Origin of the sequence: Lacibacter luteus (assembly GCF_004118265.1) — a bacterium.
Lineage (GTDB): Bacteria > Bacteroidota > Bacteroidia > Chitinophagales > Chitinophagaceae > Lacibacter > Lacibacter luteus.
Genome location: NZ_SDHW01000002.1, coordinates 257,090 through 282,568, shown reverse-complemented (window position 1 = coordinate 282,568; position 25,479 = coordinate 257,090). Strand labels below are relative to the sequence as shown.

The window sequence follows — 25,479 nt, the reverse complement described above, 5'->3', positions numbered from 1 at the left end:
ATCCGATCTTTTATAAACAGGAATTTTATACTGTAAACCAGTGATACAACTCCTTCGAAATATTCACAACTGTACTGTTTGCAAAAAACATTTACCCTTTGCTGCAAAACCCATTCTGCAGTTCTCAGCAAAAAGCAGGATCATCATTATCGGACAAGCTCCCGGAATTAAAGCACATAACAGCGGCATACCATGGAACGATGCAAGTGGCGAACGTTTACGTAATTGGCTGGGAGTAGATGCTGCTGCTTTTTATGACGATAAACAATTTGCTTTGATGCCTATAGGGTTTTGTTACCCGGGCAAAGGAAGCAGTGGCGATAATCCACCACGACCCGAATGTGCACCACAATGGCATGAACTTTTACTCAAGAACGCAAAGCAAGTACAACTGAAATTACTCATCGGTAAATATGCACAGGACTATTATCTCGGCGATAAACAAAAAGCCACACTTACTGAAACTGTAAAAGCCTTTGCTGAATATTTACCACACACAATAGTATTGCCTCATCCTTCTCCACGCAATAATATCTGGCTGAAAAAAAATGCGTGGTTTGAAAAAGAATTACTACCGGTGTTGAAAGAAGAAGTACAGCATGCCTTACAGTAAAAGCGACAGTATCTTGAAAGTGTAAACCTCTACAATTTCTACAAATGCCGCAGCTTCTCCTCTTCAATATCGAGAATGTGCAGATGTCGGCGGATAATATCTTCATCCAACAGCTTTTCTTCCTTGTTTTTCTTCAACAGCCATTGCCGTTGTTTGTTGAGCAGTTCTTTATAGATCGTTTTACTTGCAGTTGGCAGCTTCAAGTCACTTTCGTCTTTTGTTTTTCCTTCCCACTTGCTTACCAATTGTTGCAACAGCGGATGCTCATCTATTTGCGAACTGTATGTATTTGTAAGATGCTCTAATGCATGTGCTGCCATTTCTCTACGGATAAGCAGATCTGTTTCTTCTTCGGAAAGATAATGATCTTTACCACCAAGTTTCAGTTTACGGATAAGTGCGGGAAGTGTAAGCCCTTGAAGTAACAGCGTAGTTAAGATGACAATAAATGTAATGAAGAGAATAAGGTTACGATGGGGAAAAGCAGTGCCATCACTCAATTGCACAGGAATAGATAAAGCAGCAGCAAGCGAAACAACTCCCCGCATACCTGTCCATCCTAACAAAATGGGTCCTTTAATGCCCGGGCTTGGATCGGCTACATTAATGTAGTTACGCATAATGAGTGTAGTAACAACAGCACCAAAAGCAGATAAGAACCGCACCACAATCAACACCAATGTAACAAGCAAGCCATAACCAATAGCCGAAGTGAATGAAACGCCTTCCTGTTTTAAACCTTCGGTGATTTCGGGCAAATCAAGACCAATCATTAAAAACACCAAACCGTTTAATACAAACACAAGGCTTTCCCAAACATTGTAACCACGAAGCCTTGCACTGCTGCTTAAAAAATGATGTTGCTTATTTGAGAGTAACAAACCTCCGCTTACAACAGCTAACACACCGGAGCTGTGTATTTCTTCTGCAACGATGTACATGATGTACGGAGTAACAATGGTGAGAATGATATCCATGTTAACATCGGTAGGCAGGTATTTATGCACTTTCATAAAAATAAATCCGATCAATAAACCTACAGCTACGCCACCCAATACCATCCAGCCAAATGAAAAAGCAGCCTGGTACCAAATAAACTGACCCGTTGCAACAGCAATTAACGCAAAGCGGAAAATAATGAGTGAAGATGCATCATTCAACAAACTTTCTCCTTCCAGAATAGACGACATACGTTTTGGAACTGATACAAATTTTAAAATTGCACCGGCACTTACTGCATCAGGTGGCGATACAATTCCTCCCAGCAAAAAACCAAGCGCCAGCGAAAACCCGGGAATAAATTTGTTGGCAACAATTGCAACCGACATTGCCGTTAAAAACACAACCACAAATGCAAAGCTGCTGATGATACGTCGCCAGCGCCACAGCTCTTTCCAGGAAATAGTCCATGCTGCTTCGTACAAAAGAGGTGGTAAGAAAATAATAAAGATGAGTTCAGGATCGATACGCAGCACAGGCATACCCGGAATAAAACTTGCCAGCAAACCGGCCACTACCAGTAAAACGGGATAAGCAATTTTTAAACGGTTGGCCAGCATGATCAACACTACAATGGCCAGTATCAACGCAAGAAACAAAGGGAAATATTCGATCATCTGCAAGGTTTGTGTAATCAATATACAAAAGCTTTGTTTACATCCTGTATATTGATGATCTTACCTTTTATGTTGTTTTTAGTTCTTCTGTTTTTTAAAAATTTCTGAAAGGGTTTCTTTATCAATGGCCTGCATATCGATCAACTTCAGCGACTTTACCATTTTCAACGTAGTGGTTTTGTATTTCTGAAAATGTGCTGTTGTTAAATGGTTTTTATAAGCTTCTTCATTGGCATATATTTCAAGAATGCGTATTTGTGTACTGTCGTTGTTTTGAAACATCGGGAAAATAGAGATCACACCCGGCTCCAGTAATACCGAAGCTCTTGACTCTTCTTTAAGAATAGCGATGTATTCGGTTACAAACTGTGGATGAATTTCTATTTCGGCAATGCGGATCTTCATTTCTTTCTTTTGTGCAAATGCTGAAGAAGTAATTGTAAATGCAATAAGAAAAGCAATTGATCTGAACATATCTCTGTTTGTTTAGTTTAAAACAATAATCAAATTAACCTGGTTTACTGATACCCAGATTTTCATTTACATGCACTTCTTTATGCTGAACAAGCTCAGCAACAAAAGCTGCAATGCTTTTCCGGGATATAGCAGTGCCTGTTTCCGGTTCGCCTTTTTGTGTTAGTGTATAATTCACTTCGTTGGCATTGGTAAACCAATCTGGACGAAGAATTGTATAAACAAGTCCTGAAGCTTCAATAGTATCTGCCAGCCTGCGGTAAGGAATAAGCACCGAACGCAACGGCTCATCGTAAATACCTATAGAACTGATGGCAATGATCCGCCGAACGCCTGTTTCCTGCATCGCTTTTACAATGTTCTGTACCATTGGTTCAAGATTACCTGCAAGATTTACATACACAATATCCTGCCCACCAATTGCTGCTTTTACCTGTGCATAGTTCAATGCGTTGCCTTCAACTATTGTGCAACCATCTGCTAATTGCTTTGCTATACTGTTTTTATTTCTTGCGAATAATGTAAGTGTTACATCATTCAATTCTTTTAATGCTTCAATTACATATTGGGCAAGGCTGCCGCCTGCACCGATGATGAGTACTTTTTTCATTTGTTGCCTGTGTTTTATCTGCCTACCAGTTGCTGCAAATGCGCCGGATATCTTGCACCCTGCACGGTAATGTTTGCTGCAGCATTTTCTATTTCCTGTAAATCGGCAGAGCTTAATGCTATTGCGGCTGCACCGGTATTCTCTTCCAAGCGATGCAGTTTAGTTGTGCCGGGTATAGGAACGATCCATGGTTTTTGTGCAAGTAACCAGGCCAGTGCAATTTGCGCAGGCGTTGCGTTTTTGCTTACGGCAATTGTTTTCAACAGATCAACAAACGATTGATTTGCTTTCCTGTTTTCTTCAGAAAAACGGGGAACAATATTTCTGAAATCGTTTTTATCAAACTGTGTTTGCTCGTTAATTGCTCCTGTTAAAAAACCTTTGCCCAGCGGACTGAATGGCACAAAACCAATTCCTAATTCTTCCAGTGTTGGAATAATCGTTTCTTCCGGTTCTCTCCACCACAATGAATATTCACTCTGCAATGCTGCTACCGGTTGCACCGCATGTGCTTTACGAATGGTTGCTGCTCCGGCTTCGCTCAAACCAAAGTGTTTTACTTTTCCTTCTTTGATGAGATCGCTTACAGTACCTGCTACATCTTCAATCGGTACGTTTGGATCAACCCTGTGTTGGTAAAACAGATCAATGACATCTGTTTGTAAATGTTTCAACGATGCTTCCGCAACCTCTCTTATTCGTTTTGGTGAACTGTCTAATCCTTTTGCTGCATCGCCTTCTTTAAATCCAAACTTTGTAGCGATCACCACATTGTTGCGAAATGCTTTTACTGCTTTACCAACAATAGCTTCGTTTGTACCTTTGCTGTACGCTTCGGCGGTATCAAAAAAAGTTACACCCAGCCCGTATGCTTTTTGAATAAGTGTAATGGCTTCTGCTTCATTTGTTGCTGTACCATATCCAAACGTTAAACCCATACAACCCAAACCAATTTCCGAAACCACCGGTCCATTCACTCCCAATATTCTTGTTTTCATGTTCTTTCGTTTTGTTGATACAAAATTCCGAACTCGTAAACTGCAAAAGCTTATACAGATTACTGCTTTGCCTACCATTATTACTGATAAAGGTTTTGGTATGCCAACTGGCTGTTGCGATTGAGTACTTTTGTGGAGTAAAGCAAATGATGATGAATCCAGTTGTGCATTTTAATACGGTAACCGATTACAACAACAGTTGCGGACAGGAAACACTACACCCGTTGGTAAGCATATTAGATCTATCGAAATGTCCGCCACGTGAATGGGAGGCTGGCACCACCGTGAAAATGAATTTTGGTATTTATGCCATTTTTTTAAAAGATGTGGTGTGTGGCGATATCCGTTACGGTCGCCATTACTACGATTACCAGGAAGGCACGCTTGTGTTTGTTGGGCCGGGACAGGTGTGGGATGTGGAATATGAAACATCCTACTATCAACCGCATGGGCATGTGCTCATCTTTCATCCCGATCTCATCAAAGGTACTTCGCTGGGAAAGATCATTCACGACTATAAATTCTTTTCGTACAACACCAACGAAGCATTGCATCTTTCGGAGAAAGAACGGCAGATCGTGTTGGACTGTTTTGAAAAAATTCAGTTTGAGTTACAGCAAAGCATTGATAAGCATAGCAAAAAACTCATTGCATCGAACATTGAATTGTTCCTGAATTATTGTGATCGCTTTTACGACCGCCAGTTTATTACAAGAGATACGGTGAACAATGGCATAGTGCAGAAATTTGAAGATCTGTTGAACGACTATTTCAGTTCGGGCAAACCACAGCAGATCGGTTTGCCTTCGGTAAGCTGGTGTGCCGATGAACTGCATTTATCGCACAACTATTTTGGGGATGTGGTAAAAAAAGAAACAGGCAAATCGGCACAGGAATATATTCAACAGAAATTAATTGATACGGCGAAAGAAAAAATCTTTACAGAAAAATCGGTAAGCGAAGTGGCGTATGAGCTGGGTTTTAAATATCCGCAACACTTTACACGACTCTTCAAACAAAAAACAGGGATGACGCCGAATGAATACCGGCATTTGAATTAACGTTAATCGCTGGCATTATTTTTTTTAATAATGCCGATTACTGTAAGGTAATTTCTGAAGTGGAAATCTTGACCTGCTTTGGTATCCTGGTATTCTTCATATCCATCAGGTAATCCTGCAAACTCACCTGTTTCGTAAGCAGCAATGCGAAACCGTTTACCAACATAATTGCGCTTCATCGAATCAATCACATCTGATGATAAAGAACCCGTAGGTTTATTGTGTAACAATTCATACAATTCAAAATCATCGGAAGGAAGCTCATCCGTTTCATCTTTAAACGGAAGAATGAGCGTATCGTTGATCACACTGTCTTCAATACGAATGATCTTTAGCAAGAAAGTAGACATGGTTGCTTTTAGGTACAAAGAGTCACCATCAAAAATTTCAACATCCATTTTCAATATCGTTCCGAATGGTTGCTTTAATCGTTCAGTTGCATTTGCATTCGGTTCAAGCGATCTGATTTTTTTGTAAGGATGTGAACAAGCTGCAAGCAGAACGAGAAATATGGCGCTTATAATTTTCATTGAGCCTGAAATTAATTCTTCCAGCTTGTAATTGCAATCTTAATTTAAGTAACTCACTTGTTGCAATCTCTTCATCTGCGGCTAAACAGTTCAATTAAACGAAGCCCTAAACTCCAGCGGCGACATTTCTGTTTTGCTCTTAAACAATTTACTGAACGATTGCGGATGTTCAAATCCAAGTTCGTAAGCTATTTCACTGATACTGCTGTTGGTAGTGGAAAGTTTCTCTTTTGCTTTTTCGATGAGTTTATTGTGAATATGCTGTTGCGTGTTTTGTCCGGTAAGCACTTTCAACAAACTGCTTAAATAATTGGGTGACATGTGCAGATACTCCGCTACCTGTTGTACAGTAGGTAATCCTGTGTCTGCAAGATTTTCATTACTGAAATATCTAGAAAGAAATGCTTCTACTTTTGAGAGCGTTTGATGATTCGTGATCTTGCGTGTAAGAAACTGGCGATTGTAAAACCTGTCGGCATATTTCAACAATAGTTCCACCTGTGCAATAATGAGATCCTGCGTAAACTGATCGATATTGGAATGATACTCCTGTTTAATGTTTTCCAGTATCTGCGTAATAGTTGCTTCTTCTTTATCGGAAAGAAACAACGCTTCGTTCACAGCATAATCAAAGAAACCATATTGCCGGATGGTTTTTGCCAGTGGCGATTTCCATAAAAAATCAGGATGAATGAGCAACAGGTAACCCTGCGGCTGCAATGTGGTAACAGGTAAAGGCTCAACACGCAACACCTGACCGGGTGCAATGAACGACATCAGCCCTTCATCAAAATCATATTCCTGCTGTCCGTAGCGAAGTTTTACCGGCAGGTTTCGTTTCAGTGCAATGGTATAATAATCCATTACAATACTTGCTGCTCCTTTTTCATGTTTCACCTGCGAATAATCAATTACACTGATCAATGGGTGAACAGGTCCCGGCAATTGCAGAAGCCGGTGATACTCCGTAATGCTTTTTACATGTTGCACATCCATCCTGTAAAGTTAAGTTGCGTTTTTGTTGTTTTTAGTTACGCAGGTGCAGATCAAATATGAATGCCACCCGATACTTCGATACGCTGTGCATTGATCCATCTTGATTCGCTGCTGCAAAGGAAAGCGGCTACACTGCCAATATCGTCGGGCACACCTACACGACCTAATGCAGTTTGTGAAGCAATAAACGAATTCAAATCTTTGTTATCACGCACAGCACCACCACCAAAATCGGTTTCAATAGCACCAGGCGCCAACACATTCACTCTTATTTTTTTTGCTGCAAATTCTTTTGCCTGGTATTTGGTGAGAGTATCAACCGCTCCTTTCATAATGGCATACGGCGCATAACCGTCCAATGAAAAACGGGTAAGTCCTGATGAAATGTTTAACACCGCTGCATGTTCGCTTAACAGCGGATACAATTTTTGCGAAAGCAGGAATGGCGCTTTCACATGAATGTTATACATCAGGTCGAGTGTTGTTTCACCTGCATCAACAATTCTGCTGTAGGCTCCCATACCTGCGTTGTTCACCACCGCCCAAAGTTCAGTGCTGTTAAATTTAGTTGTAAGAACTTTTTGCAGCGAAAGAACAAAAGCATCAAAACTGTTTGCATGCGCCACATCTAATTGCAAGGCTGCCGCTTTAACTCCCGTTGCTTCAATAGCTGCTACTACCTGGTCGGCTTCGTCTTTACGACTGTTGTAAGTAAGAATAATGTTGAATCCTTTTTGTGCCAGTTGCAGCACCATGTTTTTTCCCAAGCCTCTGCTGCCCCCTGTTACCAATACTGTTTTTGTTGCTTCCATGTTGTTTATAATTTGATGAAGCAAAATTCATAAGCAACAGGCGCACCTACGTAGCCGAATCTAAGATTGTTGTAGCCAAAACAGGGAAGAGTGGAATTACGATCTCATTGCAAGCCTGTCTCTATTAAATAACGCAGCACACCAAACACAGCACTTACAATGATCCAGGTGATCATGCCAATTTTAAAACGGTACATGGCTACAAACGAAAGCAATACCCAGGTAAGTGAAATAAGATCGAGACCTGCTAACGAAAATTCTTTCGGAAACAACACTGCTTTGCCAAGATAAATACTGAGGTTAAGTACCACGCCTACCACAGCAGCAGTAACAATCGACAATACCTGTTTAATCGTTTTGTTTTCCTGTGTACGTTCAATAAGTGGTGCACCAATAAAAATAAACAGGAAGCAGGGAAGAAATGTATAAACCGTTGTTGCTACAAGTCCTAACGAGCCCATGGCAATGGAATGATCGAAACGATTATAACCGGCCATAAAACCAACAAACACCAGGATCATGATCAATGGGCCGGGTGTTGTTTCGCCCAATGCAAGACCATCGATCATTTGCAGATTGGAGAGCCAGTGAAATTTTTCTACACTCACCTGTGCCACATAAGGCAACACAGCATAAGCACCACCAAATGTTACCAATGCAGCCTTTGTAAAAAACAAAGCCAGTTGTTTCCAGAAAGCAAAATCGCTGGTAAAGAAATATAACAGCGCCAGCGAACTTCCCCAAAGCAACACACCTGTTGTTATTTGCTTCCAGAAACGTAGTGGATTAAACCCGATACCTTCAACACGTGTATGCTTGTTAATGTAATACGCACTTTCATCTGTTTCTTTTGCTGCTGATTTGTTATTACCTGTTTCAAATAAAGAAGGAAAAAAATTTCGGGCAACAGTAGCTATTAAAATTGCTGCAACAATGATCAGCGGAAACGGAATATTAAAAAAGAAAATACAGATGAATGCTGCTGCAGCAACTACATAGTGAAAAGGACTGAGTAATGATTTCTTTCCGATCTTGATCAGTGCCAGCAACACAATGGCAATCACCGCTGGTTTCAACCCGGCAAACATGGCATACACCAATGGCATATTCCCGAACGATACATACACAGTACTTAACCCAAGCAGAATAAACATAGAAGGAAGTACAAAAAATATTCCTGCAACAAGTCCGCCCAATGTACCGTGCAACATCCAGCCGATATAGGTAGCCAGCTGCTGTGCTTCAGGGCCAGGCAATACCATACAGTAATTCAGCGCATGCAAAAACTTACTGTCGCTGATCCATTTCTTTTTTTCTACTAGAAATTCGTGCATAATAGCAACTTGGCCGGCAGGGCCGCCAAAGCTGATAAAGCCAAGCTTTATCCAAAAGCGAAGCGCTTCTTTAAACGTTGGTTTTTGAGCCATATTCTGCTGCAACTGTTTTGGTTGGAGATGTTTGCAGTTTAATTAGTCCACAAGATAAGTAGATTTATTGTTGCGGTGCATAACTTTCACTTGCAAATGACTTCTGTACTATGCTAACTTTGCATTTCCTCCCCCTGAACACCCTTTCCGTGGTATGTTGACGATCCGGCCCAACCATTTCACCTTTTAAAACAAGTAACATGAAACAGATTGTTGTGGAGTTCAATGTTGCCGGAGGTACTGAAAGGCAATACAACCAGATTTGGGATGACCTGAAAGCCGCAGGACATGAACATCCCAGGGGAATTATTTCGCATGTTGGTTTTGAAAAACCAGGAGCCTGGTGCGTAGTGGATGTATGGGAATCGCAGGAAGCGTTTGATGAATTTTCAAAAACATTGGTGCCATTGCTTGAAAAGAATGGCTTTACGAACGAAAGGCCGGTCGTTTACCCTGCGCACTATGTGTACATTGGCGAAACAGAACATGCTTATGCATGAGTAAAGAGTACGAACAACAAAGGGTGAGCATTGCTCACCCTTTGTTTTGTTAAAGAAACGTCAGTTTCCTTTTTGCGTAAATCGTTTTCCCAATCATGTAAACAAAGCAAAACGATGCGACCGAAGTTTGTACAACTATGAGTTGCCACTTTCAAACATTATACATTGGTGAAGACGGGTATGTTGTACGTTGTAAAGAATGCGGACATTACCAACTGGCTTATTTATGCATTATGATTACGCTTGAAGAACAGGAGTTCCGTTCGTTTAAGCGGATGATTCACCAGCATTATGAAGACAGTCTTCATCTCACAAACGATCACTGCAAATGTGTAGTGGTGCAAACGCCTGCTGCAGGAACAAATTTTCTCTTCTCCCGAAAAGAGATCAAACGATTTACAGAATTACTTGATGAAGCTGATACAGAAGAACAGGCACTGTCTATGCTTGCACTGTTTCAGCAATAATAGACTAAGTCCGGGCCCTTGTTCATTGGGGCGTAGCGTTGCTGTATAAAACAGGAAACCTGCGACGAACAACCTTGCCCGGCACTAAAAAAGCATCCTAGTATATAGTTTTTGGAACCACGCCCTTGTATTCTTACAGGGGCTTTTTGTTAGGTATGCCATACCTGCAGAAGTTGCATACTATTTGTCGGTGTGCCATAGGTATGGCATACCTAAGCAAACAACAACTTCCGAAAAGCAACAGCCGCTTTATGCACCAGCTCGTTCCAGTCGTCGGCAGCCGAACCATCGGCTCCATCCGAAATATATTTTAAGCAGAGAAAAGGAATGTTTTCTTTTTGGGCGATGAGTGCAAGCGGATAGGCTTCCATCTCCACTACGGTATAATCGGTAACAGCATGATTCATTTCAAAACTATCGCCCGTACCACAAATGCCTTGCGGTAAGCCATTTATCTGCAAGCCATATTGCAACAACGGATCAATGCCGCTGAGTGGTGTTTCGTAGAGTTGAAAACCAAGTCCACGCACATCCATATCACGTTGAATGAATGTTGTACAGCAAACAATTTCACCCTTACTGAATATATTACTCCCTGCTGAACCAAGATTAATGATCATGGCCGGTTTATGTTGTGCAATGTTTTTGGTGAGTGCATACGCTGCACTTACTTTACCAATACCGGTGATGAGTGTGTTACAATCAGTAAACTCTTCTGCCGCTTCCGACTCAAGTGCAAATACAAACAATGCATCTTTTAACGGAAGTTGATGTTGAACAGATAATGCTGATGCCATGCTGCAAAATAAAGAATGGATTTACTTTGTAAAAAATCTATCTTTGCATTCTTCTTCACGAAAAACGAATCAATGAAACTGTAATTTCTTTTTAACGGATATAAATGCGAACGACCATCGTTCACATTGTTCTCATCATCCAAAAAGAAATACATGTTGATTCTTAAGAACCTTAGTTATACTCATCCCGATAAAGAAGTTTTATTTCAAAACCTGCAACTCAGCATTAGTGCCGGAGACAAGATTGCTTTGATAGGCGCCAATGGAAGTGGTAAATCAACGTTGCTCAAACTTATTGCAGGCGATCTTCCCGTTACTGATGGATTGATACAGTTAATTGAAAAACCTTATTCTATTCCGCAGATCTTTGGACAGTATAACCATCTTCGTGTTGCTGAAGCATTGCAGGTTGATGTTAAGCTGAACGCTTTACATGCTATTCTTAAAGGCGACGTATCGGAACAACAGTTGCAATTATTGAATGACGACTGGACCATTGAAGAACGTTGTGCAGAAGCGCTTCGTTATTGGCAATTGCAAGAGTTGGATCTCAATTTGCCGATGAGCAGTTTAAGTGGAGGACAAAAAACAAAAGTCTTTCTTGCAGGCATTCATATTCATCAGCCTTCGTTTATTCTTTTGGATGAACCAAGTAATCATCTTGATACAGCAGGGCGTGAAGTATTATATCATTATATCCGTTCATCAAAGGCAACCATCTTGCTGGTGAGTCACGACCGCACATTGTTAAACTGTATTCATACCGTTGCAGAACTCAGCAGAAAAGGTATCAGCTTGTACGGCGGTAATTATGATTTTTATCTTGAACAAAAGACGCTGGAAACGGAAGCTTTGCTTGATGATGTGAAGAGCAAGGAGAAAGCACTTCGCAAAGCAAAAGAGAAAGAACAGGAATCAATCGAACGTCAACAAAAATTAAATGCACGAGGAAAAGGCAAACAGGAAAAAGCAGGCATTCCAACAATTGCCATGAACACGTTGCGGAACAATGCGGAGAAGAGTACGTCCAAACTGAAAGCCGTACATGACGGAAAGATTGGCAACATAAAAGACGAGTTACAAAACTTGCGAAATGAATTGCCTGACTTTTCGCAGATGCGTTTTGGTTTTGATGATTCCGGCTTGCACAATGGAAAGCGGTTGTTTGCGGCAACAACTATTAATCACACCTACGAAAAGCAATTCCTTTGGGCCAACGATCTTGATGTGTTCATCAATAGTGGCGAACGAATTGCTTTGCGTGGATCGAATGGTTCCGGTAAAACAAGTTTGCTGAAAATAATATTGGAAAAACTTGAACCAACTCGTGGTTCTGTGTACAGATCGATATTCAACGCTGTTTATATCGACCAGGATTATTCACTCATAAGCAATCAGCTTACGGTATATCAGCAACTACAGCAATATAATACTTCCGCTTTGCAGGAACATGAATTGAAAAGCCGTTTAAATCGCTTCCTGTTTACGAAGGACGATTGGGAGAAGCGTTGCAGCAGCCTCAGTGGTGGTGAACGCATGCGGCTGATGTTGTGCTGCCTTACTGTGAGATATCAATCACCTGACCTGATCGTGTTGGATGAACCAACCAATAACCTCGATCTGCAAAGTATTTCTATACTTACAATGGCGTTGAATCAATACAAAGGAACGTTGTTAGTTGTATCACATGATGAATACTTTCTGAAAGAAATTGCCATTGAGCGAACGATCACATTGCAAGGATGTAAAACAAAAAGCCCCCTGTAAAAACAGGGGGCAATGATTATTGCTATATGAATGTTTATTGTTTCACCAGTTTGCCGGTGCCAATCAATTTACCATCGGCTGATTGTACATGATAGTAGTACATGCCTGCTGGCAATTGTTTTACAGAAACAAGATTGTTAGTGCTTACAAGTGATCCTGTAAATACCAACGCACCGTTTGCATTATACAAACGCAATGCGGCAAACGTTACCTGTGCCGGTAAGATAATCCGCAGTTGATCGCTAACCGGGTTGGGGTAAACTGAAAGTTTTGCAACAGCAGGTACTTGCTGTTCTTCATTGATGTTTCTTGCTGTTACAGGTTCTGCATCACAGGCACCCAACTTATCGCCGTGTTTTAAATGGCTGTCTACAGACGAGGCTGCAACACAAATAGAAGAACCGTTGTGGCAGATCATTACCTTATCGCTGTTATTGCCACATTCTACATTCAATGTTCTGATAACAGCTGAAACGGTAACAGTGCATCCTTTTACATCGGTAACAGTTACAGTATAGGTGCCGCCGCTGCTTACTGTTTTCGCTTGTGTTGTTTCGCCTGTGTTCCAACGATAAGTGTAAGGTGCTGTGCCGCCTTGTGGTTGCACAGTAATGGTAAGCGAAGTTGGGCCATAGCCGATATAGATCGTGTTCTTCGCATCTACTGCAGGGTTCATTGCATACACATCAGGTATACTTGCAGTAACTGCAATTGGATTCGTATCATCACAATCAGTGTTATTAGTAACACCACATGCAGCAGGATTGCCTGCACCTAAACCATCGCCATCCGCATCGGTATAAAGTATTTTGCTGTCATCGCAATCGAGACGATTGTCAGCATAACCATTTGGTGCTGTAGCTACCGCAAACCATGCAGTTGTACTGGAACCAAATCCATCGCCATCTACATCAACATAAAACAATTTGTTTACAGTTAATGTTTGCGCAACAGAAATGGCAGCCGCATATTGTTCATTACCCGGTTGCGAAGCAGTAATAACAGTTGTACCTGCACCAACAATCTGCACCAACCCATTTACAATAACTGCCACGTTGCTGTTAGAACTGTGATAGTTTACCGGCAGCCCCGATGTTGCAGTTGCACCTGCATCAGTATCGCCAGCGCCAATTTGTATAGGAGGCATTGCTGCAAACGTGATGGCTTGTTCTTCCTTCATTGCATCTGCAATTTTTGCCGCTGTTAATGCATGGTTGAAAATTTTAAATTCATCAACCGCTCCTCTCAACATCGGATCGTTGTACTGCGATTTGCCGATATAGTTTTTATTGGTAATGCCAAGATCGGACGGTTTGATACTGAAGTTCGTGTTGCTTGCCACTTCCACACCATCTACATACATGGTAGCAGTTGTGCCTGCAAGTGTAACAGCAATATGCGTCCATGTATTCAGTTGCCAGGTATGTGCATAGTTAACTTGTTGTTCTGTGCTTCCGTTCTTAATCGCAAAACGCAGATTCGATTTGCCACTTGTTACTCCCGACTGTGGTGTAAGGAACATATATTTTGATGTGCCTGTTCCAAAATCGAAGATGCGCATCCAGGTAGAAACTGCATCCATTTTTACCCATGTGGCAACGGTGAAATCATTCAACGTATTCACAGGTGCATAGGCAAGTGATGCGTATGAAGTAGCAGCGCCTGTAAACTGTGCAGCACTGTTTGTTTTTCCTGTGGTCCAGGTTGCCGTTTCAGCTAAAGTACCTTGATAGCCTCCCCACACATCTTCTGCAAATGTTCCTGTGTTTTCGTTAAAGCTGATGAATGCATGACGACCCAACATTGGCTTAGCAGATAACACTGCAGTTTCCGGACTGTTGCCTGCTGCATTTTGTGCAATAACTTTATAATACCATGTTGTTCCGTTTGTACGCTCATCTTCAAAGCGTGTTGAATCAACATCTGTAGCAATGGTTTCATAAGAACCATTTGCGGTTGATGCTCTTGTAATGTTATACTTCGCATCGTATTGGAAATCCCATGTGAGTATGATCTTACCATCACCACCGGCAATATGCGGATTTAACACTGATTCAGGTGCCACAAGATCTTTTGTTCTGATTTCCAGTACAGCTGAATTTTCGCTTTCACCTGCAGAGTTTAAGGAAGTAATCACATAGTAATACGTAGTAGAGGGTTGCAGGTTTTTATCTTCCAGCGAAAGTTGTGTTGTGCGTGCAGCAACAATTTCAAAAGGACCACTTGCACTCAACGAACGTTTTACATTGTACGAACGTGCATTGGCGCCTGCATTCCATTTAACAGAATCTATGGAAGATGAAAGTGCAAAGCCTGTTACGGTTGTTGGCGCAACGGGTGCAACATCTCTCTTAACTTCCAACGATGCAGAGTAAGCAAATTGTGTTCCGCTATAGTCGAATGCTTTTACACGATAAGTTGCTTTATCGTACACATCATCTACAAAACTTAATGTGCTGGCGTTTGCATAACCGGTGAATTCATTTACGGGAAGAAAATCAGCATCAACTAAATCAACTTTTCTTTCAAGTATATATTTCGAACCCAATTCTGCATTAAGATCTTTAAAGCTGAGTGTTACTTTAAAATAGTCATCGCTGTTAATGCTGCTGCTTAACGGCGGCGCAACAACTTTAAAGTTGTGTACAAATGCTGTTTTCGGGTTGAAGGCGAAGTCGGATTTGTTAGCATAGTAATATTTACCGGCAGGCGTTAACGTATCGGCCAATACCATTGCACGTTTATTTTCCACCCAATCGTAAATCGCATAACGTTCAATAAACGATGCAGTATCGAGTACCTGCAAAATGCCTTTAATATCGCTTAGTTGTTTTTGCAATTGTGCATCGGTTTCTGCAGGCCATGTTTCGGTGGTCCAGTTGGCACCATTGTTCCACTCGGTAATCCACAACGGACGCTTTACCCTGTTGTAAATATTTCTTAAACGGGAATACCATTGTGCAGGTGTTTGTCCGCCCCAGTAACAATGGATGGCAACATAATCCACACGATAGTTGAGTGAGTCTGTTTTAGCAAGGAAATCGGTTATCCAACTGCTCTCAGGATTTGCAGGTGCAGGCGAACCAACACGCAAACCCGATTTCATTAATTCCGGCCATTGTGCAACAGTTTGCTGAACGGTCATGTTTGCCTGATCGGGACGATCGGGTTCGTTAAAGCCCAATAGATGATTAACGTTTTTCTTGTTGTTGATATCGGTGAACGAAGGCCATCCACCGTTTTGACGAATGATGGCATAATCATAATCGCTTGATGCGCCGCCGCCGATATTCCAATCGTAATACCAGGTAGCGCCAACTTTTGCAGGCGACCAACCTGCTTTTCCTTTTTTACTGATCCAGTCCCAACGGAATACACGAATAAAAGAAACTGTTGTATCCAAACCGGCAGGCATTGCATTTACAACAAGATCGCTGTCGTTGGCAATAAATACCCGGCTGTAACCCGATCCATCTGCATTGTTGGCAAACGTTGCCATGTAACCACGATGCAGTTTAAACGAACGGATGCTGTTGTTATACTCACCAAGATTGTTGTGATAAGTTTCAATTTCAAATGTTCTTGTATCGCCTTCAAGATTCTGTTCTTTAAATACTTCCAGTGCAGCTTGCGAAGTAAGTGCACCGTTTGGTATTACAACTGTTCCGTTTTTATAAATGGCAACACGCACACCGGGGTTGTTGTTTGCAGATACACCGTTGATCGTTACTTTATCAAGCCAGTTAGCTTTTACGGTTGATGGTTTGATGTTATCAAAGAATAACCAGGCGTCGTTTGAGTTTAATGCAACTGTTGAATTAACCAATGGTGAATAATCGCCTGTTAAGTGTAATTCAGTTTTACCTGCAACAACAAAGTTGGTATTGAAGTTTGGTAAGTACCATGCAGTAGTACCTGTTACATTTGTTGTTTGTACAGTACCTGTTACAATTGTTTCAGGAGCATAAGCGCCATCTTCATACGTAACGGAGCTGATTTGCATATCTACAGCACCGTTGTTATAGTTCTTACCAAAAATAAAACGTGGTTTTACATCAATCTTATTTATTGCCAATTCTCCAATGGAAAACAATCCCCAGTTACCTGTTAATGTAAGCCAGTAAACACCTGCTTCCTGCGATGTAAAGGCAAAGTCTTCTTTTTTTAGTGCCCTTGTGCCAGTTGTTGTAAATACTTTTGTTGCAAAACGACCGGCAACACTGGTATCTTTTCCAATTCCCATTGTCATTGTTCTTGCACCCGTAGCATTTGTGATGTATGCATGCAACATTGAAAAATTATACGTTGTATTTGCTTCCAGCAAAACAGGATAACGATACACGGTGTTTTGAATAGAACTTCCATCCCAACGCACAAACAACAAACGACCTGTGTACGTTGCACCGTTAAGTGTATGCAGGTTACCACCCGAAGATGCATTTACATCCATATAACGGGAAGTGCCCGCAGTGGTAGAGTTTGCTGTAGAAAACAAAGTTGTGTTCGTTGTGCCATGGTATCGCCAGCTGTAATCGCTTGGTCTGCCTGCTGTGTTGGGTGCAATACCTGCCCAGTTGGGAATAAACGATGAAGGGAGATTTTTGTTGAGCGATAATTCAGCTATTGAATACAAACCATAATCGCCGGTAAAGGTTAAATAATACGTTCCTGCTTCCTGTGAAGTAAACACAAAGCTTTCTCTTTTAAGATCCGCTGTTCCGCTTGTGTTGAACACATGTGTTGCGTACCTGCCTGCCACATCGGTTGTTTTGCCAATACCTGCAGTGATTGTTCTTGCGCCTGTTGCATTGTTTACATAAGCATGGAGCATCGAAAAATCGTAAGTGGTATTTGCTTCGAGTGTTACCGGATAATAATACACCGTGCTCTCAATAGCAGGCGCATCCCAACGTACATACAATACACGGCCGGTGTAAGCAAGTCCTGCATAAGTATGTGCATTGGAACTTGCTGTTACATCTAAATAACGTGATGAACCTGCTGTGGTGGAATTTGCTGTTGCAAACAGTGTTGTGTTGCTGGTTCCTGTGTAACCCCAACCATAGTCGCTGGGTTTGCCTGTGTAATTACCCGTTGTGCCTGCCCATGTTGGTACAAGCGTTGGGCCGGCAACGGTGCCTGAAAGACCATCGGTTTCCACGCCATTCGCAATATCTTTTATTGCCGTAAGCGGTTGCGATTGAATATAGGCTCCGTTCTGATAAATATGTGCCGAATCATTTTTCACCGCAATACGAATAGTGTAATCCTGTGCTGCAGGTGATAATGTTAAGGCGTTTGCTGAAGTAAGCGGAGCGGTCCATTTTAAATTAGAACCATCCAGCGAAAGACGAAAACCATTAAGCGAACTGTTACGTGCTTCAAGATCGAGCCCTCTGCCTGTAGCAGCATTTACTTTGGCTATTACTTCCAGGGTGTACGCTGCCGATAGCGGATATTGTTTTAAAACAGTATCGGTCTGCGTTCCGTTGGTAAAGCTTTTGTTTGTTAGAATGGTTTCGGTAAGTAACCCTTTTGTGGGTAAAGCTGGCGCCTGTGCTGCTGCTTTAAATGCATACAAAGAAAGCATCGTTAGTACAATGCATAACAATCGTTTCATCATGTGTTGTTTATGTGTTTGTAAAGGGGTATAACAGATTCTTACAAAAAGAATGGAGAGGATATTCCTCCTCGTAGCTCCTGGGGAGCGGGAAGTTTTTAAAAACCATATGGCTGCAGTTAGTAGTGACGAATCGTTTAAGAGGGGCAAATTATTCCTGCAGCGAAGAAATACAGAGGGGGTATTTCTTATAAAAGAGGGGTATTTTGGTAAAACTTATTCTTTTTTCAGCATTATGCGGAAGATGACAACATTTTTCAACTGCCATATTAAATAAGAGCCTTCTTATTTTTGCTCCTCTCATGTACAAACAGCAACTTACCAAAGAACAGGCGCATCAAAAAGCAAAGCACTACTGTGCTTACCAGGAGCGTTGCCACAGCGAGGTAAAGGAAAAACTCTACGGCTTTGGTTTGCGTAAGGTAGATGTGGAAGAGTTGTTGAGTAAACTGATCGAGGAAGATTACCTGAACGAAGAACGGTTCGCTGTGCAGTTTACAGGTGGTCGTTTCCGCATGAAGCAATGGGGCAGGGTAAAGATCAAATACGAGCTCAAGCAAAAACAGGTGAGTGAATATGTGATCAAGAAAGCAATGAAGACGATCGATGAAAAAGACTATTGGTCCACCGCACAAAAACTCTACGATCAAAAGCTGCAACAGCTGAAAGGCGAAACAAATATGTTCGTCCGCAAAAAGAAGTTGAGCGATTACCTGTTGCAAAAAGGATATGAGCACAATATCATTAACGAACTCTTAAACTGACGCTGTTCAATTGCAATTGTTTTTTCTTAATCTTGTACCGCATGCATAAGCCAACCATCAGCTTCCTTTTTTTTCTGCTTGTATCAAAGTTCGTTTTTTCGCAGAACGGAAATACGGTTTATCGTAAAGAGCTTACCATTACTACCGAAAATGATAATTACAATTTTACAAAAGCCGATCGGTATTATTCAAATGGTTTCTTTGTTAAATATCAATGGCTCGCCAATCAAAATAAAAAAGCAGCGATCAAATTACGCAGGGTTGAAGCGGGACAGATGATCTTTAATCCGCATCTCAACAGGCGTTCGCTCAGCCAGGTGCTGGAGCAACAGGATCGTCCGTATGCAGGCTGGTTGTATGGCAGCTATGGCGAAACAAGTGTTTACAGCAACGATCGTGTTGTGCAATGGGATGCAATAGCAGGTGTTGTTGGTCCTGCTTCCAAAGGCGAAGAAGTGCAAACAAAGTATCACCAGTTTATCGGGTTGTACAAAATATACGGCTGGGAAAACCAGGTGCAGAACGAGTTTGGCGTAAATGCGTCAGTACGTTATTATCATCCGCTTTCAATAAGCAACGGTTTTACAATGCATGCAACAGGTAAAGCAATGCTGGGCAATACATTTACCAATGCATCGGTTGGTGTTTTATTAAAAACCGGAAAGATGGAAAAAGAATCCTCCACTTCTTTCTTTACAGGAAGACTTGGTTCTGCTCCAAAAGACCGCAGGCACCATGCCGAGTTTGTTTTTTTTCTTGAACCGATGCTGCAGGCACAGGCATATAACGCAACCGTACAGGGCCCGATGTTTCGTGAAAACAAAGGCAACTATGTTTCGGAACTGAATCCGTTTATTTATGTTGTAAAAACGGGATTTGTTGTTGCGGGTCCGGCAGTTTCTTTTTCTGCGTATTATCATATAAAGCAACGTGAAGCAAAATCGATGATCGATCCTCTTGAAGTGTACGGAGCTTTTGCACTAAGCTTCCGCTTTCGCTAACTTCGCTGCATGAGCCATCTCACATTCACACTTATTCAAACCAATCTGCATTGGGAAGATAAAGCTGCCAACCTGCAGATGCTGGAAGAAAAGATCAATGCATTGCAACATTCAACGCAGATTATTGTATTGCCCGAAATGTTCAATACGGGTTTTAGTATGAAGCCGGAAGCATTTGCAGAAGAGATGGATGGCCCGACTGTTGAATGGATGAAAAAAATTGCAGCTGCAAAACGGATGATTGTTACGGGCAGCCTTATGATGAAAGTGAAAGAAGCTGAGGAAGTGCATTATTTTAACCGACTTATCTGGATGTTGCCTAACGGACAATGCGGCGTTTATGATAAACGACACTTGTTTGCTTATGCAGATGAAGACAAACATTATACAGCAGGTACAAAACGTTTGATCGCATCCGTAAATGGATTTAAAATTAATCTGCAGGTTTGTTACGATCTGCGGTTTCCTGTTTGGGCAAGGCAAACTCCCTCTCCTTCGGAGAGGGCGGGGGGAGAGGCCGAATATGATATACTCATTTATGTTGCCAATTGGCCGGAGCGAAGGGTACATGCGTGGAAAACATTACTTACTGCAAGAGCCATCGAAAATCAATGTTATGTTATTGGCGTAAACAGAACAGGTAATGATGGTAATGATATTTATTACAGCGGTAGCAGCATGGTAATAGATGCGATGGGCGAAGTACTGTACCAAAAAGAACACGAAGAAGATGTGTTCACCATTACGCTTTCAAAAGAAAAACTGGAAGAGATACGTCATAAACTTCCCTTCTTAAAAGACGGAGATGCGTTCAGCATTCTCCCATAACAATAACATGCAGGTATTTTATAATGGAACAGTTTTTACAGGCGATCGTTTTATAAACGACAGAGCAGTGATCGTCAACAACGGTATTGTTGAAGCAATAATTCCTGTTGCAGATATTCCACAGGATATGAACCGGTACGATCTGCAGGGAAGCTTCTTAGTTCCTGCGTTTATCGATCTGCAATTGTACGGTGGTAATGGTTTGCTTTTTTCGCAAGCGTTGAACGAAGAAGCGATACTTGCAACAGATGCGTATTGTGTTAACGGTGGCTGCACAGGGTTTTTATTAACGATGGCTACAAACAGTATTGCTGTTTTTTTGCAAGGCATTGATGTGGTGAAAAGTTTTCTGCAAAAAAATCAGCAAACAGGTTTGTTGGGTCTGCATTTGGAAGGGCCTTACATTAACCCTGTAAAACGGGGTGCACATTTATTGGAACACATCAAACAACCAACCGTTGATGAAGTAAAACTGTTACTTGATAAAGCAGAAGGAATTGTAAAGATGATGACGCTTGCACCGGAGCAATGCAGCGATGAAGTGTTACAACTTCTCATCGATCACAATGTAATTGTATCTGCGGGACACAGCAATGCTACATACAAACAGGCGACGGATGGTTTTAATAAAGGTATTACCGCCGCCACACATTTGTTCAATGCCATGTCGCCTTTGCAGGGTAGGGAGTTGGGAATGGTGGGAGCCATTTATGATCATTCCGGCGTGTACAGCAGTATTGTATGCGATGGCTTTCATACTTCGTTCGAGGCAGTACGCATCAGCAAAAAAATGATGCAGGAACGACTGTTCTTAATTACTGATGCGGTTACAGAAACAACAGAGGGTGCATATCAGCATCTCCTGAAAGATGATCGTTATGTGTTGCCCGATGGTACATTATCGGGTTCTGCACTAACCATGATGCGTGCAGTAAACAATTGCGTGCAGCATGCAGGTATTGAGTTTGATGAAGCATTGCGTATGGCATCGCTTTATCCTGCACGTGTAGCCAACTTGTTGCAATACGGCAAAATTGAAGAAGGCTTTGTTGCAGATTTTGCAGTGCTGTCCAAAAGCAAACAGGTAACAGCAGCATTTCGTTCGGGACGGTTGCTTACAAAATAATTGATGCGGCCAAAAGGCCGCATCTCATTTTAACTAAACAATCTAACTGTCCTGCGTTTCATAGATCAATAGACTACTGCTTCTTTCTCTGCTTCTTTTTTCAATTGCATTTTAGGGAAGGCCGGGTGATTGTTTATCTGAACCTGTTTTGCTGCATTCTTTTTTCGTCTGTTGGTTAAAAAACGAAACAGCTTCAGTTTATAGAAATCGTAAAACAGTACTACCACCAAAAACAAACTCACTACATAAAACAGGCGAAAGCCCATATGCATGTACGTAATGCCTGATACAATAGCGCCAGCGAGGTAAGCCGATGCAATGGATAATAATAAAATTGCTTTTCCTTTTAACTCAACGTTCTTACGGTATTCTTTGCGGGTAAACATCGAAAACAAAATACCCAAGTCGGTTGTAACACCGGTAAGATGTGTTGTTTTAACTGCAAAGTTTGAAATGCTGGCTGTGAGTCCATTTTGTAAACCCATTGCAAACAACATCAGGGCAAGCATTACTTCTGTTTCGGCCAGTGTTTCTTTATAAAAAAACTGTCCGTACGTACCAACTGCCACAAGACAAATAATTTCGAGTACCAATGGTATAGCATGTGCTACATACGTGTTCTTCTTGTTCATGTGTATCACAAACATGTTCGACACAAAGCCACCAAAAAAGAACAGGAAGATCCAGCCAAGTACAACAGCTGCCTGGTATAAATTTCCTTTCACCAGTTCTGCTGCAAGTATGGCATAATGTCCTGTTACATTTGAACTGAATGAGAAGAACAATAAAAGAGATGCAATGTTGATCATGCCCGCCGAAAAGGCGGTGAGCACACCAAGCCTTACATTATCACCTAAGGTTCTGCTGTTACTGTATTTTCTGAGCATAGGAATCCGTTTTTGTCCGTTCAAAAATTAACTGTGCAATGCCACGTGCCTGCATATCCGATTCTGCGTTTAACACCATTCTGTTGTTATCTAAAACGGTAAGCTGGTAATTTTCAGTCCGGTTATTACCATATTCAATCTGTAATACATGGCCTCTGCCTTTTAAACGCCAGGTTAAATGTTCTTCTTTACCTGCAATGTTCAAACGCAACAGGCCACCTGGTAAAAACTCCCAGTCTTCTGCTTTATGAAATGAAAATTCCGGCTGTGTTGTTTTTGTTTTACTTGCTGCAGCTATATCTGCCGCAAAGGCAATTCCTTTTTCAAACTTCCAGTCTGTTTCTTTCCATTTGCCAAGGATCATTTTTTCCGGATTAGCCGATGCATTAAACAACAGCAATACGGCAACAATGCCAATTACAAACACGGTACTATAGGTTATCCAGAGTTTCATACGCTTTCTGTTTTTTGTTCAGCTAACCGATACACGGTTAAAAAACAACTCGGCTACTTTTCCTTTTTCAGGCATTGGTACATCCACTTCTGAGCCTACCATTTCAACAGGCAACTTGCTTGCTTTAATGTAAGGCAGCAAATCGAAGCTGTTTTTGTTTTTAAACTTAGGATTGTAAAGAACAGGTAAACATACTTCTGCAATATTGTTTGCTTCTGTATACTGGTTAAATGCAGATTGTGTAAAGCCCGAAAACAAATCGCTCTTCATCGTTTTTATTTGTGAGGCGAATTTGTTTTTCAAAACATAACAGGCTTCTTTAAATTCTTTGCTGCATAATTCTTCCATCATGCGGTGCTTCGAATAAAAAAGCAAACTCCTGATAGAATCGCTCTGATGCAAACCATGCAACAGAATAATATTCAGGCGTGCGTTGGCGGGCTGCATACTTACATAGCTTTTCACAATGTTCAATGATGCAATGCTGAAATCGGTTGGTATTACTACTGTTTTTTCCATAGCTGTTTTGTTTTACAATTAGTTTGCAAAACTGCACTGGAGGTATTAAAACAACTTTAAGCTGTAATTAGAATGTTGTTAGAATATGCAGACGCATATTAAAATGAGATTAGAAAATAATAAACAGACATAATTCTGTTTAATACAAACTGCAATAAGCAAATGCTGTGTATAACAGATGTTGCTTTTTTGTTAAAGCAACTTATTCTTCAAACTTGCCAACGGGTAAATTAATTTGCACAGTTGTGCCCTGGCTTACAATTGACGATACAAGTATTTCGCCGTTATGTATACGAATGATGTTGCGTGTAAGCGGCAAGCCAATACCATAACCTTCATACTTGAGTGTGTTGGATGCACGGAAGAAAGGATCATAAATATATTTCAACTCTTTTTCAGGAATACCAATGCCATGATCTTTTACAATGATGAAAACATTTTGATCGGATGCGCCGATCGATACATTCACCACATTGTTGTTACTGTACTTGCAGGCGTTGCTGATGATATTGCTTAATGCAAGATGCAGCAACTGTTCGTTGCCTTTTATTTTCAGCTTCACCGGATTTTCGGGCAGCAGACTCATGTCGATATGAATGCGGCTGTTGGTATTGATTTTTTCAATGGTTTCTTTTACATCCCAGAGCAACTGATCAATACGGAGCTTATCGAACTTTTGTGTTTTACCATTAAAGCCTGTTTGTGCCAGAAAGAGTAACGCTTTTGTTTTACGGTCAAGCGTTTCTGCTTCATCTAAAATTACTTTAATGGTTTCAATGTATTCGTCGGTTGTACGAATCTTTGAGAGCGTAACATCTGCTTCGCCAATAATGGCTGTTAACGGCGTACGAAGTTCGTGCGATGCATTGCTTACAAAGTTGTTTTGTGTTTCGAACGATGTTTCAATACGGTCGAGCATATTGTTAAATGTGCCGATCAGATCAGACATTTCATCGTTGTTGCTGTTATTATCAAGACGAAGATGCAGGTTTTCGGAGCTGATCTCTTTTACCCTATCTGTTATTTTACGTAGAGGGCGAAAGACATATCTCGAAAAATAAAGAGCGATCAATGCAGAAAAAGCAAAGGCAGCAATAATAGCAAATACCAGCGTACGTCTTAAGTAAGCCGAGTGATGCAGTTCGAAATAGTTTTGTGCCGAAGCAATTACTACATATTCGCCCTGTTTACTTTTATAACGGATACCTTTATAAAACATGCTGTTTTTTGTATACTCCGATTTTCCTTCTTTAACGATCTCGTTAAAAAAAGAAATCGGCACACCTAATTCTTCGGCTTCATTTTTAAACGATTCGCCGGGAGAAATTCGATAATAACGGTCTTTTTCCTGTGGAAGCTTTTCAAAAAACTCGTTGCGTAACGCAATCATTTCCTGCGAACCACCTTCCTGGTCGAGTTCTACTTTAGCAGTAGTAACAGCCCGTATCTCCAGCAGTTTATAAAAATCCTCGTAGGAATAGTTGGATACAGACAGGTACACAAAACCACTGAACATGAGGATGATGCTTAAAAAAGCTGTAAGCAAAATAAGCGTGGTCTTTATCTGTATTCTCATTTTCATACTGCTGTACTGTGGCTGTAATAAAATAGT

24 protein-coding genes are annotated in these 25,479 nt (G+C 41.2%); 9 read left to right on the top strand and 15 right to left on the bottom strand.

Annotated elements, in window-relative coordinates:
• Positions 1 to 40: 40 nt before the first annotated feature.
• Positions 41 to 613 (top strand): uracil-DNA glycosylase family protein, encoded by a 573-nt coding sequence (locus ESA94_RS08870; protein ID WP_129130530.1) that lies wholly within the window; start codon positions 41 to 43, stop codon positions 611 to 613.
• A gap of 38 nt (positions 614 to 651) precedes the next feature.
• Here ESA94_RS08870 and ESA94_RS08865 read toward each other — a convergent pair whose 3' ends face one another.
• The 4 genes from ESA94_RS08865 to ESA94_RS08850 form a co-directional block, all read right to left on the bottom strand.
• Entirely contained in the window at positions 652 to 2,229 is a 1,578-nt protein-coding gene (locus tag ESA94_RS08865; protein WP_129130529.1) for a Na+/H+ antiporter, read from the bottom strand.
• A gap of 78 nt (positions 2,230 to 2,307) precedes the next feature.
• A complete protein-coding gene (locus ESA94_RS08860) occupies positions 2,308 to 2,703 on the bottom strand; it encodes a putative quinol monooxygenase (RefSeq protein ID WP_205755941.1) in 396 nt (131 codons plus the stop codon).
• A 34-nt stretch (positions 2,704 to 2,737) separates the two neighbouring features.
• A complete protein-coding gene (locus ESA94_RS08855; protein WP_129130528.1) occupies positions 2,738 to 3,313 on the bottom strand; it encodes an NAD(P)H-binding protein in 576 nt (191 codons plus the stop codon).
• A 14-nt stretch (positions 3,314 to 3,327) separates the two neighbouring features.
• Positions 3,328 to 4,311 carry an aldo/keto reductase gene (locus ESA94_RS08850; protein ID WP_129130527.1) on the bottom strand — a complete coding sequence of 328 codons (984 nt, stop codon included), beginning with the start codon at positions 4,309 to 4,311 and terminating at the stop codon, positions 3,328 to 3,330.
• 146 nt (positions 4,312 to 4,457) lie between these two features.
• On the opposite strand from ESA94_RS08850, the gene ESA94_RS08845 reads away from it, so the two are divergent.
• The gene (locus tag ESA94_RS08845) at positions 4,458 to 5,372 is read left to right on the top strand and encodes a helix-turn-helix domain-containing protein (RefSeq protein ID WP_317127871.1); all 915 of its coding nucleotides are present in this window, start codon (positions 4,458 to 4,460) and stop codon (positions 5,370 to 5,372) included.
• A 2-nt stretch (positions 5,373 to 5,374) separates the two neighbouring features.
• Here ESA94_RS08845 and ESA94_RS08840 read toward each other — a convergent pair whose 3' ends face one another.
• The 4 genes from ESA94_RS08840 to chrA form a co-directional block, all read right to left on the bottom strand.
• Entirely contained in the window at positions 5,375 to 5,722 is a 348-nt protein-coding gene (locus ESA94_RS08840; RefSeq protein WP_164972681.1) for a hypothetical protein, read from the bottom strand.
• 270 nt (positions 5,723 to 5,992) lie between these two features.
• Positions 5,993 to 6,898 (bottom strand): helix-turn-helix domain-containing protein, encoded by a 906-nt coding sequence (locus tag ESA94_RS08835; protein WP_129130525.1) that lies wholly within the window; start codon positions 6,896 to 6,898, stop codon positions 5,993 to 5,995.
• A 50-nt stretch (positions 6,899 to 6,948) separates the two neighbouring features.
• Positions 6,949 to 7,710 carry an SDR family NAD(P)-dependent oxidoreductase gene (locus tag ESA94_RS08830; protein WP_129130524.1) on the bottom strand — a complete coding sequence of 254 codons (762 nt, stop codon included), beginning with the start codon at positions 7,708 to 7,710 and terminating at the stop codon, positions 6,949 to 6,951.
• Positions 7,711 to 7,814: 104 nt separating this feature from the next.
• Positions 7,815 to 9,137: a chromate efflux transporter gene (gene chrA / locus ESA94_RS08825; RefSeq protein WP_129130523.1), complete on the bottom strand. Its 1,323-nt coding sequence runs from the start codon at positions 9,135 to 9,137 to the stop codon at positions 7,815 to 7,817.
• A gap of 200 nt (positions 9,138 to 9,337) precedes the next feature.
• Here chrA and ESA94_RS08820 point away from each other — a divergent pair, with 200 nt between their 5' ends.
• Both ESA94_RS08820 and ESA94_RS08815 read left to right on the top strand, forming a co-directional pair.
• On the top strand, positions 9,338 to 9,637 hold the full coding sequence (locus ESA94_RS08820; protein WP_129130522.1) for an antibiotic biosynthesis monooxygenase: 300 nt from the start codon (positions 9,338 to 9,340) through the stop codon (positions 9,635 to 9,637).
• Positions 9,638 to 9,774: 137 nt separating this feature from the next.
• The gene (locus ESA94_RS08815) at positions 9,775 to 10,104 is read left to right on the top strand and encodes a DUF6686 family protein (RefSeq protein WP_129130521.1); all 330 of its coding nucleotides are present in this window, start codon (positions 9,775 to 9,777) and stop codon (positions 10,102 to 10,104) included.
• A gap of 212 nt (positions 10,105 to 10,316) precedes the next feature.
• Here the strand turns inward: ESA94_RS08815 and ESA94_RS08810 are convergent, their stop codons facing one another.
• Together ESA94_RS08810 and ESA94_RS08805 are read right to left on the bottom strand one after the other, a co-directional pair.
• Positions 10,317 to 10,901 (bottom strand): 5'-methylthioadenosine/S-adenosylhomocysteine nucleosidase family protein, encoded by a 585-nt coding sequence (locus ESA94_RS08810; RefSeq protein WP_129130520.1) that lies wholly within the window; start codon positions 10,899 to 10,901, stop codon positions 10,317 to 10,319.
• Entirely contained in the window at positions 10,862 to 11,056 is a 195-nt protein-coding gene (locus ESA94_RS08805) for a hypothetical protein (RefSeq protein WP_129130519.1), read from the bottom strand. The genes ESA94_RS08810 and ESA94_RS08805 overlap by 40 nt, the downstream gene beginning before the upstream one ends.
• Here ESA94_RS08805 and ESA94_RS08800 point away from each other — a divergent pair.
• The gene (locus tag ESA94_RS08800; RefSeq protein ID WP_129130518.1) at positions 11,055 to 12,668 is read left to right on the top strand and encodes an ABC-F family ATP-binding cassette domain-containing protein; all 1,614 of its coding nucleotides are present in this window, start codon (positions 11,055 to 11,057) and stop codon (positions 12,666 to 12,668) included. The two genes, ESA94_RS08805 and ESA94_RS08800, sit on opposite strands and share 2 nt — an antisense overlap.
• Before the next feature lie 34 nt (positions 12,669 to 12,702).
• On the opposite strand, the gene ESA94_RS08795 is transcribed toward ESA94_RS08800, so the two are convergent.
• Complete coding sequence (locus tag ESA94_RS08795; RefSeq protein ID WP_129130517.1) at positions 12,703 to 18,291, bottom strand: LamG-like jellyroll fold domain-containing protein; 5,589 nt, start codon at positions 18,289 to 18,291, stop codon at positions 12,703 to 12,705.
• Between the two features lie 299 nt (positions 18,292 to 18,590).
• On the opposite strand from ESA94_RS08795, the gene ESA94_RS08790 reads away from it, so the two are divergent.
• Genes ESA94_RS08790 through nagA form a run of 4 tightly spaced genes read left to right on the top strand, consistent with a single transcriptional unit; the run spans position 18,591 to position 22,007 of the window.
• On the top strand, positions 18,591 to 19,052 hold the full coding sequence (locus tag ESA94_RS08790) for a regulatory protein RecX (protein WP_129130516.1): 462 nt from the start codon (positions 18,591 to 18,593) through the stop codon (positions 19,050 to 19,052).
• A 41-nt stretch (positions 19,053 to 19,093) separates the two neighbouring features.
• Positions 19,094 to 20,053 carry a lipid A deacylase LpxR family protein gene (locus ESA94_RS08785; RefSeq protein ID WP_129130515.1) on the top strand — a complete coding sequence of 320 codons (960 nt, stop codon included), beginning with the start codon at positions 19,094 to 19,096 and terminating at the stop codon, positions 20,051 to 20,053.
• A gap of 9 nt (positions 20,054 to 20,062) precedes the next feature.
• Positions 20,063 to 20,881, top strand: coding sequence for a nitrilase family protein (locus tag ESA94_RS08780; RefSeq protein WP_129130514.1), 819 nt, complete (start codon positions 20,063 to 20,065; stop codon positions 20,879 to 20,881).
• Complete coding sequence (gene nagA, locus ESA94_RS08775) at positions 20,859 to 22,007, top strand: N-acetylglucosamine-6-phosphate deacetylase (protein WP_240671018.1); 1,149 nt, start codon at positions 20,859 to 20,861, stop codon at positions 22,005 to 22,007. Before ESA94_RS08780 ends, nagA begins: the two co-directional genes overlap by 23 nt.
• Positions 22,008 to 22,072: 65 nt before the next feature.
• Here the strand turns inward: nagA and ESA94_RS08770 are convergent, their stop codons facing one another.
• The 4 genes from ESA94_RS08770 to ESA94_RS08755 all read right to left on the bottom strand — a co-directional run bounded on the left by ESA94_RS08770 (position 22,073) and on the right by ESA94_RS08755 (position 25,443).
• Positions 22,073 to 22,894 carry a YoaK family protein gene (locus ESA94_RS08770; protein WP_129130513.1) on the bottom strand — a complete coding sequence of 274 codons (822 nt, stop codon included), beginning with the start codon at positions 22,892 to 22,894 and terminating at the stop codon, positions 22,073 to 22,075.
• The gene (locus ESA94_RS08765; protein ID WP_129130512.1) at positions 22,875 to 23,348 is read right to left on the bottom strand and encodes a hypothetical protein; all 474 of its coding nucleotides are present in this window, start codon (positions 23,346 to 23,348) and stop codon (positions 22,875 to 22,877) included. Before ESA94_RS08765 ends, ESA94_RS08770 begins: the two co-directional genes overlap by 20 nt.
• An 18-nt stretch (positions 23,349 to 23,366) precedes the next feature.
• Positions 23,367 to 23,867, bottom strand: a complete 501-nt coding sequence (locus ESA94_RS08760) for a hypothetical protein (RefSeq protein WP_129130511.1) — start codon at positions 23,865 to 23,867, stop codon at positions 23,367 to 23,369.
• A gap of 202 nt (positions 23,868 to 24,069) precedes the next feature.
• A complete protein-coding gene (locus ESA94_RS08755; RefSeq protein ID WP_205755940.1) occupies positions 24,070 to 25,443 on the bottom strand; it encodes a HAMP domain-containing sensor histidine kinase in 1,374 nt (457 codons plus the stop codon).
• Positions 25,444 to 25,479 lie beyond the last annotated feature (36 nt).

Coding starts and splice junctions, on each gene's coding strand:
- ESA94_RS08845 (WP_317127871.1), top strand. CDS start 4,458: ATGATGATGAATCCAGTTGTGCATTTTAATACGGTAACCGATTACAAC.
- ESA94_RS08830 (WP_129130524.1), bottom strand. CDS start 7,710: ATGGAAGCAACAAAAACAGTATTGGTAACAGGGGGCAGCAGAGGCTTG.
- ESA94_RS08795 (WP_129130517.1), bottom strand. CDS start 18,291: ATGATGAAACGATTGTTATGCATTGTACTAACGATGCTTTCTTTGTAT.
- ESA94_RS08805 (WP_129130519.1), bottom strand. CDS start 11,056: ATGTATTTCTTTTTGGATGATGAGAACAATGTGAACGATGGTCGTTCG.
- ESA94_RS08850 (WP_129130527.1), bottom strand. CDS start 4,311: ATGAAAACAAGAATATTGGGAGTGAATGGACCGGTGGTTTCGGAAATT.
- nagA (WP_240671018.1), top strand. CDS start 20,859: ATGCGTTCAGCATTCTCCCATAACAATAACATGCAGGTATTTTATAAT.
- ESA94_RS08835 (WP_129130525.1), bottom strand. CDS start 6,898: ATGGATGTGCAACATGTAAAAAGCATTACGGAGTATCACCGGCTTCTG.
- ESA94_RS08860 (WP_205755941.1), bottom strand. CDS start 2,703: ATGTTCAGATCAATTGCTTTTCTTATTGCATTTACAATTACTTCTTCA.
- ESA94_RS08800 (WP_129130518.1), top strand. CDS start 11,055: ATGTTGATTCTTAAGAACCTTAGTTATACTCATCCCGATAAAGAAGTT.
- ESA94_RS08760 (WP_129130511.1), bottom strand. CDS start 23,867: ATGGAAAAAACAGTAGTAATACCAACCGATTTCAGCATTGCATCATTG.
- ESA94_RS08865 (WP_129130529.1), bottom strand. CDS start 2,229: ATGATCGAATATTTCCCTTTGTTTCTTGCGTTGATACTGGCCATTGTA.
- chrA (WP_129130523.1), bottom strand. CDS start 9,137: ATGGCTCAAAAACCAACGTTTAAAGAAGCGCTTCGCTTTTGGATAAAG.
- ESA94_RS08810 (WP_129130520.1), bottom strand. CDS start 10,901: ATGGCATCAGCATTATCTGTTCAACATCAACTTCCGTTAAAAGATGCA.
- ESA94_RS08820 (WP_129130522.1), top strand. CDS start 9,338: ATGAAACAGATTGTTGTGGAGTTCAATGTTGCCGGAGGTACTGAAAGG.
- ESA94_RS08755 (WP_205755940.1), bottom strand. CDS start 25,443: ATGAGAATACAGATAAAGACCACGCTTATTTTGCTTACAGCTTTTTTA.
- ESA94_RS08840 (WP_164972681.1), bottom strand. CDS start 5,722: ATGTCTACTTTCTTGCTAAAGATCATTCGTATTGAAGACAGTGTGATC.
- ESA94_RS08785 (WP_129130515.1), top strand. CDS start 19,094: ATGCATAAGCCAACCATCAGCTTCCTTTTTTTTCTGCTTGTATCAAAG.
- ESA94_RS08780 (WP_129130514.1), top strand. CDS start 20,063: ATGAGCCATCTCACATTCACACTTATTCAAACCAATCTGCATTGGGAA.
- ESA94_RS08855 (WP_129130528.1), bottom strand. CDS start 3,313: ATGAAAAAAGTACTCATCATCGGTGCAGGCGGCAGCCTTGCCCAATAT.
- ESA94_RS08765 (WP_129130512.1), bottom strand. CDS start 23,348: ATGAAACTCTGGATAACCTATAGTACCGTGTTTGTAATTGGCATTGTT.
- ESA94_RS08815 (WP_129130521.1), top strand. CDS start 9,775: ATGAGTTGCCACTTTCAAACATTATACATTGGTGAAGACGGGTATGTT.
- ESA94_RS08790 (WP_129130516.1), top strand. CDS start 18,591: ATGTACAAACAGCAACTTACCAAAGAACAGGCGCATCAAAAAGCAAAG.
- ESA94_RS08770 (WP_129130513.1), bottom strand. CDS start 22,894: ATGCTCAGAAAATACAGTAACAGCAGAACCTTAGGTGATAATGTAAGG.